The sequence below is a fragment of the Ruegeria sp. YTSA144 genome, from assembly GCF_059610125.1.
In genome coordinates this window covers 995,443-1,011,302 of the sequence record NZ_JBXWNA010000001.1, presented here as the reverse complement: position 1 = coordinate 1,011,302, position 15,860 = coordinate 995,443, and the positions used below count along the sequence as shown (strand labels likewise).

Annotated in this window: 13 protein-coding genes; 11 read left to right on the top strand and 2 right to left on the bottom strand. The window is 53.8% G+C overall.

Translation table 11 applies throughout. The features are described 5' to 3' along the window. Positions 1-49: 49 nt before the first annotated feature. Genes AC2FF8_RS05075 through AC2FF8_RS05065 form a run of 3 tightly spaced genes read left to right on the top strand, consistent with a single transcriptional unit; the run spans position 50 to position 4,863 of the window. The gene (locus AC2FF8_RS05075; RefSeq protein WP_496879084.1) at positions 50-1,396 is read left to right on the top strand and encodes an efflux RND transporter periplasmic adaptor subunit; all 1,347 of its coding nucleotides are present in this window, start codon (positions 50-52) and stop codon (positions 1,394-1,396) included. Next, positions 1,393-4,512, top strand: a complete 3,120-nt coding sequence (locus AC2FF8_RS05070) for an efflux RND transporter permease subunit (RefSeq protein WP_496879083.1) — start codon at positions 1,393-1,395, stop codon at positions 4,510-4,512. Before AC2FF8_RS05075 ends, AC2FF8_RS05070 begins: the two co-directional genes overlap by 4 nt. A 15-nt stretch (positions 4,513-4,527) precedes the next feature. Continuing rightward, on the top strand, positions 4,528-4,863 hold the full coding sequence (locus AC2FF8_RS05065) for an ion channel (RefSeq protein ID WP_496879082.1): 336 nt from the start codon (positions 4,528-4,530) through the stop codon (positions 4,861-4,863). Between the two features lie 65 nt (positions 4,864-4,928). On the opposite strand, the gene AC2FF8_RS05060 is transcribed toward AC2FF8_RS05065, so the two are convergent. Further along, on the bottom strand, positions 4,929-6,245 hold the full coding sequence (locus tag AC2FF8_RS05060) for a tetratricopeptide repeat protein (protein WP_496879081.1): 1,317 nt from the start codon (positions 6,243-6,245) through the stop codon (positions 4,929-4,931). 139 nt (positions 6,246-6,384) lie between these two features. On the opposite strand from AC2FF8_RS05060, the gene AC2FF8_RS05055 reads away from it, so the two are divergent. The 5 genes from AC2FF8_RS05055 (at position 6,385) to AC2FF8_RS05035 (ending at position 11,129) form a co-directional block, all read left to right on the top strand. Further along, complete coding sequence (locus tag AC2FF8_RS05055) at positions 6,385-6,648, top strand: hypothetical protein (RefSeq protein ID WP_425078713.1); 264 nt, start codon at positions 6,385-6,387, stop codon at positions 6,646-6,648. Positions 6,649-6,664: 16 nt separating this feature from the next. Continuing rightward, a complete protein-coding gene (locus AC2FF8_RS05050) occupies positions 6,665-8,332 on the top strand; it encodes a sulfatase-like hydrolase/transferase (RefSeq protein ID WP_496879080.1) in 1,668 nt (555 codons plus the stop codon). 96 nt (positions 8,333-8,428) lie between these two features. Then, on the top strand, positions 8,429-9,160 hold the full coding sequence (locus AC2FF8_RS05045; protein WP_425078711.1) for a hypothetical protein: 732 nt from the start codon (positions 8,429-8,431) through the stop codon (positions 9,158-9,160). A gap of 119 nt (positions 9,161-9,279) precedes the next feature. Further along, complete coding sequence (locus tag AC2FF8_RS05040) at positions 9,280-10,389, top strand: HlyD family secretion protein (protein WP_496879079.1); 1,110 nt, start codon at positions 9,280-9,282, stop codon at positions 10,387-10,389. A gap of 83 nt (positions 10,390-10,472) precedes the next feature. Further along, positions 10,473-11,129: a lipid-binding SYLF domain-containing protein gene (locus AC2FF8_RS05035; protein WP_425078709.1), complete on the top strand. Its 657-nt coding sequence runs from the start codon at positions 10,473-10,475 to the stop codon at positions 11,127-11,129. A gap of 542 nt (positions 11,130-11,671) precedes the next feature. Here the strand turns inward: AC2FF8_RS05035 and AC2FF8_RS05030 are convergent. After that, positions 11,672-13,006 (bottom strand): tetratricopeptide repeat protein, encoded by a 1,335-nt coding sequence (locus AC2FF8_RS05030; RefSeq protein WP_496879078.1) that lies wholly within the window; start codon positions 13,004-13,006, stop codon positions 11,672-11,674. A 99-nt stretch (positions 13,007-13,105) separates the two neighbouring features. On the opposite strand from AC2FF8_RS05030, the gene AC2FF8_RS05025 reads away from it, so the two are divergent. The 3 genes from AC2FF8_RS05025 to AC2FF8_RS05015 are packed head-to-tail and all read left to right on the top strand — an operon-like array spanning position 13,106 to position 15,811. After that, a complete protein-coding gene (locus tag AC2FF8_RS05025) occupies positions 13,106-13,324 on the top strand; it encodes a hypothetical protein (protein WP_170346907.1) in 219 nt (72 codons plus the stop codon). A gap of 25 nt (positions 13,325-13,349) precedes the next feature. Beyond that, positions 13,350-14,816 (top strand): guanitoxin biosynthesis MBL fold metallo-hydrolase GntH, encoded by a 1,467-nt coding sequence (gene gntH / locus AC2FF8_RS05020; RefSeq protein ID WP_496879077.1) that lies wholly within the window; start codon positions 13,350-13,352, stop codon positions 14,814-14,816. Between the two features lie 14 nt (positions 14,817-14,830). After that, positions 14,831-15,811 carry a CobW family GTP-binding protein gene (locus AC2FF8_RS05015; RefSeq protein ID WP_496879076.1) on the top strand — a complete coding sequence of 327 codons (981 nt, stop codon included), beginning with the start codon at positions 14,831-14,833 and terminating at the stop codon, positions 15,809-15,811. The last annotated feature ends 49 nt before the right edge of the window (positions 15,812-15,860 follow it).

The window sequence follows — 15,860 nt, the reverse complement described above, 5'->3', positions numbered from 1 at the left end:
GTCCGCATCGCAAATTCACTCATTCCACAGAGAATATGAGGAATAGTCCATGAACCTTCGCCCCCTGTTGTTTCTCCCTCCTCTAGCAATCGGCGTCGGCGGGTTCATGTGGCTGTCCGGTCCAGACGAAACGGAAGTCATCCCGCCGGCGGAAACGGTGACCGTTGTGCGCGCGATGACTTTAACCCCATCAATGGCGATTCCGACCGCATCAGGTTTTGGCCGGGTGGCCGCCGAGGACAGCTGGCAGGCGATTTCGCAGGTGGACGGGCGCGCGGAGTTTCTTGCGCCTGGTTTAGAGGTCGGGTCGGTCATCGCCCAAGGTACCGAGATCATCCGCGTTGACCCACGCGATTACGAAATTGCGTTGGCCCGCGCCACGGCAACTCGTAACAGCGCGCAAGCAGCATTGGATGAGCTGGAGGCCACCGAGGCGAACACACTGTCGACAATTCAGCTGGAAACCCGGATTCAAGAGGTTCGCAAGGCGGAGCTGGATCGCCAGCAGGAACTGTTGGATCGCGGCAGTGCGGCTCAGGCGACGGTTGATACTGCTGTCAGGGAACTGCTGGCCCAGGAAAAGATGGTCCTCAATTTGGAAAACTCGTTGCGCTTGCTCCCAGCACAACGAGCTTCGCTGCGGGCGACGATCGACACCCGCGTTGTCGAGATCGAAGAAGCCGAGCGAGCACTGGCCAACACGTCCATCAAAACCCCACTCACGGGACGTGTCGTAGCCAGTTCGGTGTCACCGGGGCAATTTGTTCGCTTCGGTGACACCCTTGCGACCATTGAAAGCACGGCTGCCTCAGAAGTGACTGCCGAGTTCCAGACCCGGGTATTGGGCAATCTATTCACGACGCTTGAAGGTGTTCAACCCATAGAGAGGATGCAGGGCATGGATGTGTCCGATGCATTTGACGTGCTCAAGAGGTTCAACCTCCAGGCTGAGGTGCGTATGTCCGTGGCAGGCGACATCTACACTTGGCCTGCTGAACTTATCCGGTTCGATGGCAGCGCTGATCCGACAACAGGGACAGTTGGCCTTGTTGTGCGTATCGAAAACCAGAGCCTGCTGGACCCAAACAGACGTGGGCCACCGTTAACAAATGGAATGTTTGTCGAAGCTCGCCTGTCCGCGCCCGAGCCGATCGAGGCGCTGCGCGTTCCGCGCGCTGCTATTCGTGCAGACGAAGACACCAAGTTTGTCTACATTGTCGATGACCAGTCCCGGCTAGCACGCCGCAATGTCGAAATCGGATCGGTTCAGGACGACGAAGCTATCATCACCGGAGGTTTGGCCGCACAGGATCAAATCGTGCTGTCTGATCCGCGCCCAGCGGTTATCGGATTGCTCCTTGACCCCATTGAGACAGCCTCGGGTCAAGGATCATGATTTCTTACTTCACGCGCCACCCAGTTGCCGCCAATCTAATTCTCGTCGCTGTCTGCCTGATCGGTATATCCACTCTGCTCGAGATGGAGCGCGAGAGCTTTCCGGAGTTCACGGCGTCCGAAGTTTCGGTTTCGGTCGAGTTTCCTGGGGCCTCCGCCAGCGACGTGGACGAACAGATTTGTCTGGTGCTGGACGATGCCCTGGGGGCAGTGAATAACCTTGAAGACTTTGAATGCCTGTCCGTCGAAAACCTGGCCACGGCGACGCTGACCATGGCCGAAAACGGCGACATCGGGCAGTTCTACAACGATATCTCGTCCGATGTCTCAAGCATCAATGACCTGCCCAATGAGGCCGAGTTGCCGTCCGTGAGTATTCTGGGTCAAACCGAAGTGATTGCTTCTGTTGCGGTCTCGGGCGTGGAAAGTCATGACGGGTTGATCGGATATGCAGACGCCTTTGCGGAAGAACTGGCCAACCTGCCTATGATCGCAACCGCAGAAGTCACCGGGATATCCGAAGCCGAGTTTCGTATTTCCTTCGACCAACTTGCTCTGCGTCGGTTCGGGTTGAGCCCGAAAGATGTAGCCGACGCGGTCGAAGCACGCAGTCTGCGGGCACCATTGGGAACAGTCGCCACGACCGGTCGCGAAATCACATTGCGCTATTTCGATGCGCGCCGGTCTGCGGTTGATCTTGAAAACCTCGTTCTGGTTGAAACGCCCGAAGGCGGCATCGTACGGCTAACGGACGTGGCAGACGTAACTCTGACTGAAGCGTCGCCCGAACAGCAATCCTTTATCGACGGAGACCGTGCGGCGATCATTCAGGTCAGCAAACGCAAGGCTGACGATGCGATCAAGGCTTTTGCTCAGGTCGCCGACAAGATTGAGCAGGAAGAGGCCCGCTTTCCGGATCCGTTCAGCATCACGGTGGTCAACAATCTGACAGAGACTGTGGAAACCCAGATCAATCTGGTGCTTGGAAACGCGGTTCAGAGTCTGATCCTTGTGGTTCTGGTGATGTGTTTTTTTTTCTCGTTCTCCGAGGCAATCTGGATTTCTTTCTCCCTGCCGTTTTCGTTTCTGGGAGGCATATTCCTGATGGGCCTCGTGGGGGTGACCATCAACACAATCTCATTGATCGGATTATTGATGGCGATTGGTCTGATCATGGACGACAGCATCGTCATCGCCGACAATATCTCTAAATGGCGCCAGAAGCTTGGCCCCAAAGAAGCTGCCATCAAAGGCGCCACCGAGGTCATGCCGGGCGTCCTGTCTTCGTTTTTGACAACGGCCTGCGTTTTTGGTCCGCTGATGTTTTTGTCTGGCGAAACCGGCAAGGTTCTTCAGGTCATCCCAATCGTGTTGTTGCTGACCATGATCACCAGCCTGATCGAGGCTTTTCTGATCCTGCCTCATCACATGAGTCACACGCATGCCGACGCAGCCAAAAACGCGAAACGGTTTGTTCCACGCTTGTTGGATCGTGCGCGGGACGGGTTTTTCATCCCAGTAGCCTCAGTACTGCTTCGGTGGCGCTACGCTACGCTTGGGTCGGTTTTTGCCATCCTTATTCTCAGCATCGGCATGCTGGCCTCGGGTCTGGTCAAAGTTGTCGGTTTTCCGGAAACCGAAGGAGACACGATTGAAGCTCGTATCGCCCTGACGTCCGGGTTGCCAATCCAGCGCACTCAGGACGCCGTAGCCCAAATCATTGCGGGGCTGAAGCGCGTGGATGCAGGGCTGACACCAAATACCGAGGGAAGTCAGCCACTGGTTGAACGTATCCTTGTCCAATACTCGGTCAATCAGGACGTCAAAGACAACGGTGCCTACACGGCGACGGTCACAGCGGATTTGCTTGAAAGCGATCTGCGCAACGTGGCGGCAAATGATGTCCTGACCATGTGGAAGCAGGCGTCGGGGCCGTTGCCAGATATTGTTCAAAGCAATTTCACCCAGATTGCGGCTGGCCCCGGAGGGGACGATCTGGATGTTGAACTTGCATCGCACGACCTCGAGCAATTGGAAGCTGCGAGTGACGAATTGCTGAAGACATTGATCGCGCGTGACGATGTGACCGAAGCCTATCAGGACTTTTCCAAGGGTCGGTCGGAAATTCGACTGTCCCTGACGGAGTTCGGCTATGTCATCGGTCTGACACCTCAAGCCGTCAGCACCCAACTGCGTGCAGCGTTTTCGGGTACTGAGACTGATAGTTTTCGTCAGCAACTTTCGGATGTCAGCATTCGGGTTGAATTGGGGGACACGGTGCCAACCCTTGCCGATCTGGAACAATTCCCGATTGCGGTGGCCGGTGGCGAGCAGGTGGCTCTATCAAGCATCGCCGATATCGAGCTGACACAGGCCTATGCGCAAATCACGCGTAAGAATGGTCAGGCAATCTCACGCATTATTGGCAAAATCGACCGGCGGGCCACGACTTCGACCGTAATTTCGGGGCTGATAACCGATCAGCTTGGCCCGGAGTTGCAACAGAAATACCCGGATGTCACGATCGGGATTGGTGGCGCGACTGAAGAGCAGCAAAAGACACAGGCCTCAATCTCCAGCGCATTGCTGACTGGTCTGGTCGGCGTCTACTTGATCCTCGCGTTCCAGTTTCACAGCTACACTCTGCCGTTCATGATCATGCTCAGCATTCCGTTTGCGCTGATCGGTACCATCCTTGGGCATTTTGCGCTGGGAATAGATATCTCGATGCCCAGCTTCATTGGTTTCGCCTCATTGGCCGGGATCGTTGTGAACAATGCCATTTTGTTTCTGACTTTCTTTGAAGATGAAATCGAAGTCGGCGATTATCTGACGGCAGCTATTGAAGCAGTCAGGCACAGGTTCCGGCCGGTTGTTCTTTCTTTTGCGACAACGTTTGCCGGTTTGATGCCGATGCTCTTTGAAACCAGCCCTCAGGCCCAGGTTCTTGTTCCGTTGGTTGCAGCTGTTGCGTTTGGTCTTTTGGCATCCACTTTGCTGGTTATCTTCGTGTTCCCAACCGTGCTCGGAATCTATTTCGATTTCGTGGACGTCAATAAATGGCGGGCCAGCAGACAAGAACAGGATGAGCGCAAACCGGCAGCGGTTTCTGCCTGATAGGCAAAACGCAGTATGGTTCGCAACTTTCTGTTCAACTACCTTGCCCTATTTCGCGCACTGGTGAGCGCTTTGACTGATGGCCGGTCTTTGCATTTGCTCGCCATGTCGGCATCTTTGGTGTTCTTCAGCACAAGCTTCTACGTTTTGGTCGAAGGTTGGAGCATTCTGGATGCGGCCTATTTCTCTGTCATCACCATGTCGACCGTTGGATATGGGGATATCGCGCCAATCACGGCAGTGGGCAAGGTTTTCACCATGATCTTCACTGTCGCCGGGATCGGGATTTTTGTTGCCACGATAACGACGGTCGCCTCGATTTTTGTGGGGAACTTCAAAGTCCGAAAATAGCCAGAACTTGCTGGAGGATTGTTAAGATCTATGGAAATCCTCTGTTCAAACGAATTGCCGACGCATCATGGATTCCACCCAGCCTGGCGCAATTGGTTCATCAAGTTCTCAGCGTCTTCAGGGTTGCGAAACAGCCGAAACATGAACTCTTCTATGCGGCTGTCTGGCCAGGCTTTCTTGTATTCCTGTGCACGTTTTTGCGCCTCTGCCGTTTTCCCGGACGCCTGTAGTGAAGCAATCAGATGCGCTGTGTTAATCTCGCTGACGGGTTCGCCAGAGGCTGCTGCCTCCATCAGGTGATCAATCGAATCCTCGTAGTTCCCCAGATAATAACTTGCGTTGCCTAGAACATTTCGCCACGGGAACCGCGATCCTTGGCGGTTTTCATGAATTTTTGGATCTGAACTCGCGACGGCTCTTTCAAAGTCTCCCGAGAAGAACGCAATGATCGCGTCAAATTCTAGAACGATTAGATCATTCGGATCCAATTCCACCGCGCGAACCGAGAACCTATTTGCTTCGTCAAACTCCCTCTCGAATAGCAAAAGCGTTGCCATGGCCGACTGGCTCCATGCCTCTGACGGTGCCAAACGCATCGCTTCTTCGGCATAGTGCCGGGCTTGTGCCAGCATCTGCTCGCGATCCGGCCCTTCGGGAGCCAATCCTCCGAAGAACGTAGCCGCCTGTGCCGCTCCGGCGTAACCACCGAAGTAATCTGGTTTTAGCTCGATCGCTTTTTCGAAAAGTGTCAGTGCAGCCAGTAGTCGAGCTGGTTGAGTGGCAGGAAACAGCAACGATCGCGCATCTTCCGCAATATTGCGGGCCTGCAACGCAGCAGGGGATGCTTCGAATAAAACCGCGCGCTCGACTTGCTCGCGCTGGTCTGGATCGAAATTGGACAGCTGGGTTTTTTTGTCTGTCCGCAAACCAAAGAAGACGGCCGCAAATCCCACGAAAAGAACAACGATCGCGCCAACGACCATTCCAATCTGAGGCCCAGACGACGCTTCGGTCTGGGAATTTGCTGGTGGTGCGTTGGTTTCGAAATGAGGCGCGTAGCCACCCTTAGCGACGTGGATGCGAAGTGAATCCTGTGCACCTTCCTTCAGATAATACGCATCCAGTCTGCGCCTCAGGCGGCCAGCGTCGACGCGCACGACATTTGCCGTAGCGATGTCTTTTTCGGATCGGCGTCCGTAAACGTCTTGAGCAATCCGTTTCCCAAGAATTTTGTCGCCTCGACCTTCGATGCTCTCGACCACAATGTAACGCAGAAATTCCTTCAGGCGGTCTGCACCAGCGAATACTTCGCTGGACAAGACACGACCTAACGCATCCCGAACATCTTCTTCACTTGGAAGCCCTGAGGAAACGTCCTGCATCGTAAATTATGCGCCTCCGGTTTTCGAAGTCAATTCCGCGACTTACGTCAGCATGTAACGGTTACATGCCGTTAAAACATATATCTATTCGAATATTGAGTTTAGGCAAGTTCCATGCGGCATCAACCGGAGGCCAGCGATGGAGATAGAAGAGCTTTGGACAGAAGGATTGTCAGAATGCTTCACCGAAGATTTTGACAGCGTTTGTGCACTTTTCCTGAGCGACCAGAGCTTTGCTGAGATGTGCCGGGATTTTGTAGAAATTACCAAACTGAGCGAGTTGGTGGATGCACAGGATCCGCATGTGCACGAGTGCCTGTCAGGACTGAAAGACGAAATGCTCTCTCACTTTGCCAACTCGGATGTTCAACGACGTCCCCAGATACGGTTGAAAACGAATTGAGATCAACGGAGAGACTATGAAACTGACCAAACTCACAATTGTTCCCTTGGTGCTCGCAGCGCATCCGCTGCTGGCGCAGGAGGAGCCGATCATCCACGATTCAGAATACTACATTCTGCTCTCAGAGCATGGTGACCAATGGGCCGAAGATGACGCTGCCGTGGACGCTCGGCTGGCGGAATTTCGTGAAAAGAACGGCGGCAAACCCCCAAACATTATCAATATTCTGATCGATGATCTGGGTTTTGGTGACATGGGAATTCCCGAGCTTAACGCGCTCCGTGGCTATGAGACACCCAACATCAACGATTTCTCGGATGAAGCGTTGCGCATGGTGCGCATGTATACCGAACCGTCTTGTACGCCGACGCGGGTCGCTCAGATGACGGGACGTCTGCCGGTTCGGATGGGTATGGGCGACACCGCAGTCGATATCGCTGGTTTCGGATTGCCGGGCAACGAAGTCATCTTGCCAGAAGTGCTTAAAAAAGCGGGTTATGCCACAAGCCATATCGGCAAATGGCATATGGGCGACATCCCAGAAAGCTGGGCCATGAACAACGGGTTCGACTATGCCCAGATGGCTGTACACCAACAGGGTCAGCTGACTATTTTTAATGACGATGCCATCCGTGAAGGTGTGTCTGTCGCCAACAACGACTATTTACCGAGCTATACGATCGACAGTTACTTCCGACCTGATGCCTCGGCAATGATGACCACCATCGAAGGCGAATCTGGCGGGCCGATCCGAGAAATCCGTATGGAACCCGGCGAGCGTTGGAATGCCCAGAAATACGTCGAGATGAACCAAGCCTTCCAAGACAAGGCGATGGAAGAACTCGCTCGTCTCGCAAAGGGCGAAGAGCCCTTCTTCCTGCAGTACTGGCCGCTTCTGCCACTCGACAACACGCGCGCCGGTCGCGACGGCCCCCAATCGCCGAATGGGGGGCTGTATGCAGACCGGATGCAGTTGGTAGATGAATGGCTGGGGGCCATGTTCGTTTCCATGGAGGAGCTGGGTGTTGCGGACAACACCATAGTCGTCGTCATGGGTGATAATGGGCACTTCACCAAATACTCACCACAATCGGGCTACACACCGATGATCTTCCGCGGTGGTAAGGCCGACACAACCGAAGGCGGCGTACGAACGGACGCGTTTATTCGCTGGCCCGGCATGATCGAAGCGGATGGCTTACTCAACAGTATTGTGCATGTCTCGGATATGTACACGACATTGGCGCGCTTCGCTGGTGCGGATCAGTTCATCCCGCGCGACCGTTTGGTGGATGGGGTCGATCAATCTGCGGCGCTTCTCTTTAGCGATGAGCAAAAAGCGCGTCGGGATCACGTCATCATCTATGCCGATGATAAGCCGAAAGCGATCGTCAAGGACCAACTCAAGCTGAAGCTGCCGCCTCCTGGCGAAAACCCGATCGTGGCCAAGTTCTACAACCTCTATCACGACACACGCGAAGAATACTCGGTGTCGACAGAAGTTGGCGCATGGGGTGGGCAGGAGTTCGTACGTATTCTGGCGCGGCATCAGGCGCGTAAGCAGAGCTACCCGGATACACCACCTGCCTTCGGAATGCCCTATGAGGGGGTAGAGAACATCCGGCCTGAAACACAAGCTGCTGTAGACGCATTTGTCGTCCGCCGTGAGGCTCCGAACCAATAAACAGGTGCGGTGGCCCAACCCATCGGCCGCCGCATCCAACTCGAACCTGCGATACCAATATACATCAGCACTTGATCTGAGAAATGGAGCTACGCCTTGAAGATGACTACGAAAACAACTGCTTTGGCGTCAGCGCTTGCCTTTTCGGGGACCGCGGCGTTCGCCGAGCAAGGTACATGGGATTTCCGGGCGTTTATCTACCTTTGGGCACCCGAGTTAAGCGGAACAACTGTCACCGGACAGGATATGACCCTGAGTTTTTCGGATTTGGTGGAAAATCTGGATTTTGGCTTAATGGGAGCGCTGGAAGCCAACAAAGGTCCGATATCCATCTTGGGTGACTTTCAATATCTTGATCTGAGCTCAGATCAGAACGCAGCTGTTGGTCCCGGCATTCCCGCAACGGCTGATGCTAGTGTTACCGGGTTCGTGTTTTCGGGGTCTGCGGGATATGATTTCAAGCACACCCAGCCAGGTCAGCTCGTCGGATATGGTGGGTTTCGCTACCTCGATCTGGATACGACGGCGAATCTAGCTGTTGGCGCCGGATCGCAGAGGGTTTCAGGTTCTATCTCGAACCTTGACGCAGTTTTCGGTGTGCGCGGTGTGCAGCCGCTGGCCGACAAGTGGGCGCTCTCCTTCATTGCTGATGTGGGCACGGGTGACAGCGACCTGACATGGCAGGCTGGAGTGACTTTCGATTACCAGATCAACAATTGGTATCTGAGCTTTGGCTACCGCCACCTTGCTTGGGATATTGGCAACTCCGATGTCGTAAGCGATTTGTCGTTCTCGGGTCCGATTGTTGGTGCGAAGATTTCATTCTGAGAACTCGAGCAGGGAAAACTGTTCTGTGAGTTTCGTGAAAGGAAACGGCGATACAAGTTGCCTATTTTCGTGAAACATTCCGGCGCCGAGATCGTCGGTTACCCAAAGGGGCATGAGATATGCTTATTGTTTTGGCGCTGTATTTCGGTTTGGTTTGGCTTGTGTTTTCCAGGCTTCGACTTCTGCCTTGGAACACCGCCTCCAAGACGGTTGTCTATGGTGGAGCAGTCGTGATCGCTCTTGTCGTGATCGGCGCTTTGAACCACACCACGCCAAGCGGCACTGCGTCCGTCCAGGGTGCTGTAATCAGCATTGCTCCTAATGTTTCCGGTCCGGTGACCGAAGTCACCGTTCAGCCCAACCAGCCTGTGTCAAAGGGCGATGTGCTGTTCCGGATCGATGATACGGAGCAAGCCGCTGAAGTTGCGAGGCTTGAAGCTACATTGTCTTCAGCACAAGCCTCAGCGGATCAACTTAGACACGATCTCGAAGCGGCAGAGGCTGATATCGCCTCGCTCGAAGCGCAACTGGAATTCGGTATCGCACGCCGTGATGACATCATACGCCTTGCGGACCGGGGAGCATCATCGGAGTTCAAACTGCAGGAGGCGGTTTCAACGATTGAACAGCTTGAGGCTGGTTTGCGAGCGGCCAATGCGCGCAAGGCAAGCCTTGAACGGCGCATTGCGGCACAGGTTGATGGTGTCGATGTTGGTGTCGTCGAAGTTGAAAACATGTTGGCGCAAGCACGTTGGTCATTGGAACAAACCGTCGTTCGCGCCCCTGCAGATGGCTTGGTGACGGGCCTGTCTCTGCGCCCGGGCAACCGCGTTACGACATTACAAGGTGCAGTTAATTTCGTAGTACCAGGCGACCGGGTTCTGGTTGCAACTCTTCCCTTGAGTAGTCTGCAGAACGTATCGGTGGGCGATAAAATCCGCATCGCAATGCGCAGCGCACCGGGGCAGGAGTTCGAAACAACCATACGGGATATCCCACCAGCAACCAGCGAAGGTGCGTTGGACACCCGAAACGGTCTGCCTTCACTGGGCGAGCTTGCCGGGTCCTCCGCGTATATCGTGATAGCCGACATTCCGGCTGAACTGGATGAAAAGACAACCAAACTAGGTGCGTCTGGTACAGCACTGGTGATTACTGAGGAGGCAGGGGCAATCTCAGCTTTGGCGGAGATCCTGTTCTGGATCACAAAGAAGTTGAATTACCTTTGACACGAATTGGCCGAGTCTTTGGCGGCAAACGGTCCTTGCAGTGTGCCCTTGATGCTTTGGTATTACTATATGAGGAGGATTAGATGCTACGTACTGATTTATTTGTCGGAATTACGATTGCTGTTTTTGCGAGCCTCTCAACAGAGCATACTGCACATGCACAGAATCTACTGGACAAAGTTACGGAGGGCGTCTCGGGCGCAGCCAAAAAGGTTGGAGAAGCCGCAGGATCAGCCGGTGAAGCTGTCCTCGACGCTGCTGGAAACCCGACTGCATCTGAGATCAACAGTGGTGTAGATGCAGCACTTGAACAGCTCTATGCGAGCTCACCTGAAGCCAAAGCGCTATCAGAGAAATCGATTGCGATCCTTGTTTTTCCAACGATTACCAAGGGTGGTCTGATGGTTGGCGGTCAATTTGGTGAAGGAGCAATGCGAGAAAATGGCGAAACTACCGGATATTACAGCATTGCAGGCGCTTCATACGGGTTTCAGGCAGGGATACAGCATTTTTCATATGCGATGTTTTTCCTGGATGATGCGGCGCTGGAGTACTTTCGCAACAATGATGGTTGGGAAGCAGGCACGGGCCCGACTCTGGTTGGCGGCGATCACGGTTGGTCTGCATCGATGGGAACAAACGATCTGCAAGGAGACATCGTGCCAATCGTGTTCGGGCAAGAAGGTCTAATGGCTGGAACAAGCCTACAGGGGACAAAGATCACCAGAATTGATAAGTAAATGAACCCCAATGAGCGTTGTTTTGCTCTGTTACAATTGATTTGCTGAGCGACGCAGGGCAAGTGGAAAAAAAATGTGACTTGTGCCAGAAATAAGCTGCGATGGAGCGCTTGTTTTAATTGGATTGCAATTATCCACGGCGGACCGAAAGCTTGCCTTGCGCCGCCGAAGATGTGCTCGGTCATCACCAGATCTTGCGTTCGCAGCGAATAGCCGCAAAGCGGGCTGCGACTGCAGCATGCGGCAGTTGTACCGGGAGTCCGCTCCGGGCCGTCCATGTGCGGGCAGTACGATCCGCCGAGAGAACATGCTGCGATCGAACTAATGGCGGCGAAGAGCCCACTTTGACCGATGCTGCGCGATGCCCCAATTGCAGCGATGCGCAGAAAGCGGGCTTTGCAAATCTGCAAAGCCCATCCTCAATCGACAGACGGCGTGGTCCGACTCTATCACCGATTTTATAAACGCCGTGTGATTTCAAAGCGGAATTATCTGAATAGATTTTGACGCTCGTTTCTAGGCAATAGGCGCGATACGTTTCGTCAGTATCTACTCAGCGTCTCCAGTATTATGTTCCGCGTATTGACGTCGTTGTGGAAAATCCTGCCGGCGAGAAACTCGGACGGAAACTCAGGCCATGTCCTGCGCATTTCAGCGACGAGCCGTCGTGCTTCTTCTGAATTTCCCAACTGATCATACGCAACGGCTTGGAATAAGAGCGAAGGCGCACTGACTGGCGCTCCGGCAGCTGGCGCTCCCTGAAAGGCTTCAACAACACTTTCGTAGTTCCCGAGCATTAGTTGTGAAACGCCCCAGATGTTTCTCGCACCAAACCTACCAGATCCTGATTTGGGTCTCTCCGGGTTGCTAACCTCGGCAGCAAGTTCCGGGGCGTTAGCCAAGATGGCGGTCATACCTGCAACGTCGAGAATATGGCCATCCTTCGGCGCCAGTTCGACGGACATTCTAGCGTATTTCAATGCCTCGTTTGGCTGGTTTTTGACAGCCAGCACCCAACCATTTGCGCCGTTTGCCCACGCATCAGAGGGGGACAACTCAAGTGCTTTTCCAGACATTTCCGAGGCTTGATTGAAGAGATCATCCCTTTGTGCTTCATCCGGCGACAACACTGCCAGGATCGCCAAGACCTGCGCTGATCCGGCATAGCCGTCGGACAGAGCCGGGTCGAGTTCCCTAGCGTGCTGGAACATTCCCAGCGCTATTTGCTGACGCTTGACATCAAAAACGGGGAAAAACATGCCGCGGGCTTGATCCGCAAGGTTGACCGCCTGGAGTCGTGTCAATGATTGTTCACCAAGCGCCACACGTTCTGCTTGTTCGATGGATCGAGTTGTTGGCACAACCTCCCTGCTATCCTGGCTCATCCAGATGCCAAGTACAGCGACCAATGCAAGAACACCCAGTCCTGCATGCAGCAGTTGCCGCGAACGCCAACGGCCAACTGGATTGTCGCTCTTCAGTTCACTTGATGTGCGGTCTTCGATTGTAGGTTCGAATGAAAACCGCGGCTTGTATCCGCCGGGGTCAACAAAAATGCGAACTCCATTGCCGTCCCAGTGATCTTCGTAGAACTGATGCAAAAGACGACGCAGCCGCCTTGCCTCAACGCGAACCAGGTTTTGACCACCAGTACCATCTATGCGCCGCCCATAGACCTCAACAGCGATAGCTTTGCCTCTGATCTGAGTGCTTCGACCAGATAGAGATTCCTCGACTATATAGGTGAGAAATTGCGTGAGTCGTGGTGAAGCTTGAAACCCGTCGCTTGATACGATTCGACTCAGAGCTTCCCGGATGAGTTCCGGAGAAGGCTGTCCAACATGTTGATTTATTGTTAAATCGTTGGATTTGTTCAATGTCAACTCACCCCCAACTCACGGTGACTCACTTGGCCTTTGCGGTCAACCGCACTCATCTTGATTTGAGAATAGATAGTGGGTGTCGGGACTTTTCCAGTGACGGTCGACCTGATTGAAGAAATTCCAGAACTTTCTGATGTGCTGTCGGGGCGTATCGGAACGGATGCGCTACTCGGCGAGGTCATCGAAGACCTGAAGAAAGCATCTGCGTTTTCGAAAGACGCATCGATCTCGGCCTCAGAGCGCGCCGAATGGGCCCACATCAAATCTGAACTCATCAACGAGCTTCGCCGGATGTTGAAGCGCAACCTTTGAGATACTTCCAACTGAGGACCAATCCATGACCAAGGAAGACAATAGAAAAGACCAGGACGACAAACAGGTTCGGGCATCAGATCAAATTGAAGACCCGTCGCGGCGGAGTGTTCTTAAGGGCTTGGCAACTGGAGCGGCTGCGACAGGGGCAACTGGGTTTGCAGCAGGAAGTGCCGAGGCCCACGAAGGAGACGGTCCACTGGGAGAAACACTCAAGAACCCATATGGTGGTCGACCCGCAGGCGGCATCTCTTTGCCAGAGTACTTCCGTCCTACGAAGTACATGACTGGTTCAAATGCGAACTATTTTCCGCTTAGTGAGGAGTTGGGGCCAGATGAGATGCGCATCTCATTCTGCGGCTCAACACCATATCCGCCGCGCGAAGATCAGGCGGGTACTTGTATCATGGTGGAGTTGGGGAATGGAAAACGGTTCTTCTTCGACTTTGGGTCCGGTTGTGTCCGCAACATCATTGCGATGCAAGTGCCTGGGCAGTTGATCAACGATATCTTCATCTCTCATTTGCATGTCGATCACTACGCCGACATTCCTTATATCTATCCGTTCCGGGCTTGGTCTGGAGGGTATACACCATTGCGCATCCATGGTCCCTCTGGTCGGACACCCGAACTTGGCACAGCTGGAATGGTCAAAGGCATGCAACAGATGCTCAAATGGCATCTGGAGGCCTTTGATGTGTTCCCGATTGGGGACGGCTATGAGATCGAGGTCAACGAGTTCGATTTCCGCCAAGAAGGTGGCATCGTTTATGACCAAGACGGTGTGACTGTCCGGTCCTGGCCGCGCAGTCATGCCAAGGACGGCGCAGTTGGTTATCGGCTCGATTGGAACGGTCTGAGCTTTGTATGGACCGGCGATGGACGCCCGGATGAGCTTTCACGGAAATACGGCGAAGGCGTTGATGTCTTTGTAACCGAAATGTCGGGACAGGATATTGGTCAGTTGATGACTTACAAATACGGTATCCCACAGGATCTCTTTAATTACACTATCGATACGCATCACACCTCCCACTATGCCGTGGGTAAGCTCTTTGCTGACACAAGGCCGCGTTTGGGAATGGTGACACACTATACCCAGGACGAAGACATTGACGCTGAAATGCTGGCTGGTATTCGCGCCCACTACGACGGTCTGTTCCAATGGGGTCTCGATGTAGCCGTTGTGAACGTGACCAAGGATGCAATCTGGTACAGGAAAGCTGCATTGCCCGGAAAATCCGGTACTGTGCCACCATTTCGTGAACTGGCTGCGGCAGCCGAGGCCGGGCGTATTGAGCTTCCGGATGAAATCACATTACCGAATCCGAGGCTCACCCGAGCAGATCAGCAAGACCAGAAGTACCGTGATATGGAGATCGATCCACGCGAATACTACCCAACTGACGTTTTCCGAGCACCCGGCGGGGACTGGCCGCAGGACTTTACCATCAAAGTTTCGGATGTAATCGGCTCGCGTGATGAAGACTGAGAGGAGATCGAACAATGATTGAATTTGGTTCGACTTCTGCGATCCCCGTAACGATCCTTACCGGCTTTCTTGGAGCCGGTAAGACTACACTTTTGAACCGGATCCTAACAGGCAATCACGGGTTGCGGGTTGCGGTTCTTGTAAATGACTTTGGATCCATAAACGTCGATGCAGACTTGGTGGTCGGCCTCGAAGATGACGTCATGAGCCTCGCGAATGGGTGCGTTTGCTGCTCGATACGAGATGACTTGATCGAAACGGTGGAAGCCGTTCTCGCCCGGCCCGAGAAACCGGAATACATCGTCCTTGAAGCAAGTGGAGTGTCGGATCCGTCATCGATTGCGATGACATTTACCGATCAGAAGTTTCGGGACATGATCCGCTTGGACAGCCTTATGTGTCTGGTCGATGCGGAACAGCTTTTTGCTGCGCCGGAACAAATGGAACTGAAGCTCCGTCAAATCGCGTTCTCAGATATGGTTATTTTGAACAAAGTCGATCTTGTCGACAGGGCCGCTGTTCAAAGGGTGCACGATTGGCTCGGGTCTCGCTTCCGTCGCTATCGTTTGGTCGAAGCTGTCAATGCGGACGTCCCACTGGATATACTTCTTTCAGTCGGTCGCTTTGCCGCCGAACAGCTACAAACAGAAATACCCGATCATCATGAACATGGCCCCGACTGCGGTTGCCGCCACGCTGATCATTCAGACAGCTTTTCAACAACTATGATGAAAGCTGAACACCCCATAAGCCTAACCTCTCTCCGCAGCGCCATTCGGAAGCTTCCCGGTGATGTCTATCGTCTCAAGGGTTTTGTCTTCAGTGAGGAGGATCCGGATCATCGCATTCTCGTTCAGGTCGTTGGAAAACGTATGGACATCGCACGGGATGGAACATGGGGTGACCGCAAACCCGAAACAAGGCTTGTCGCGATAGGCGCACCGGGGGCCCTCTCCGAGGATGTGCTTTCGGATACGCTTATGGAGACAGTCTGAAAGCCATGTTCGATCAAGTATTTTGGCTATAAGTCAACCGTGCTGGATA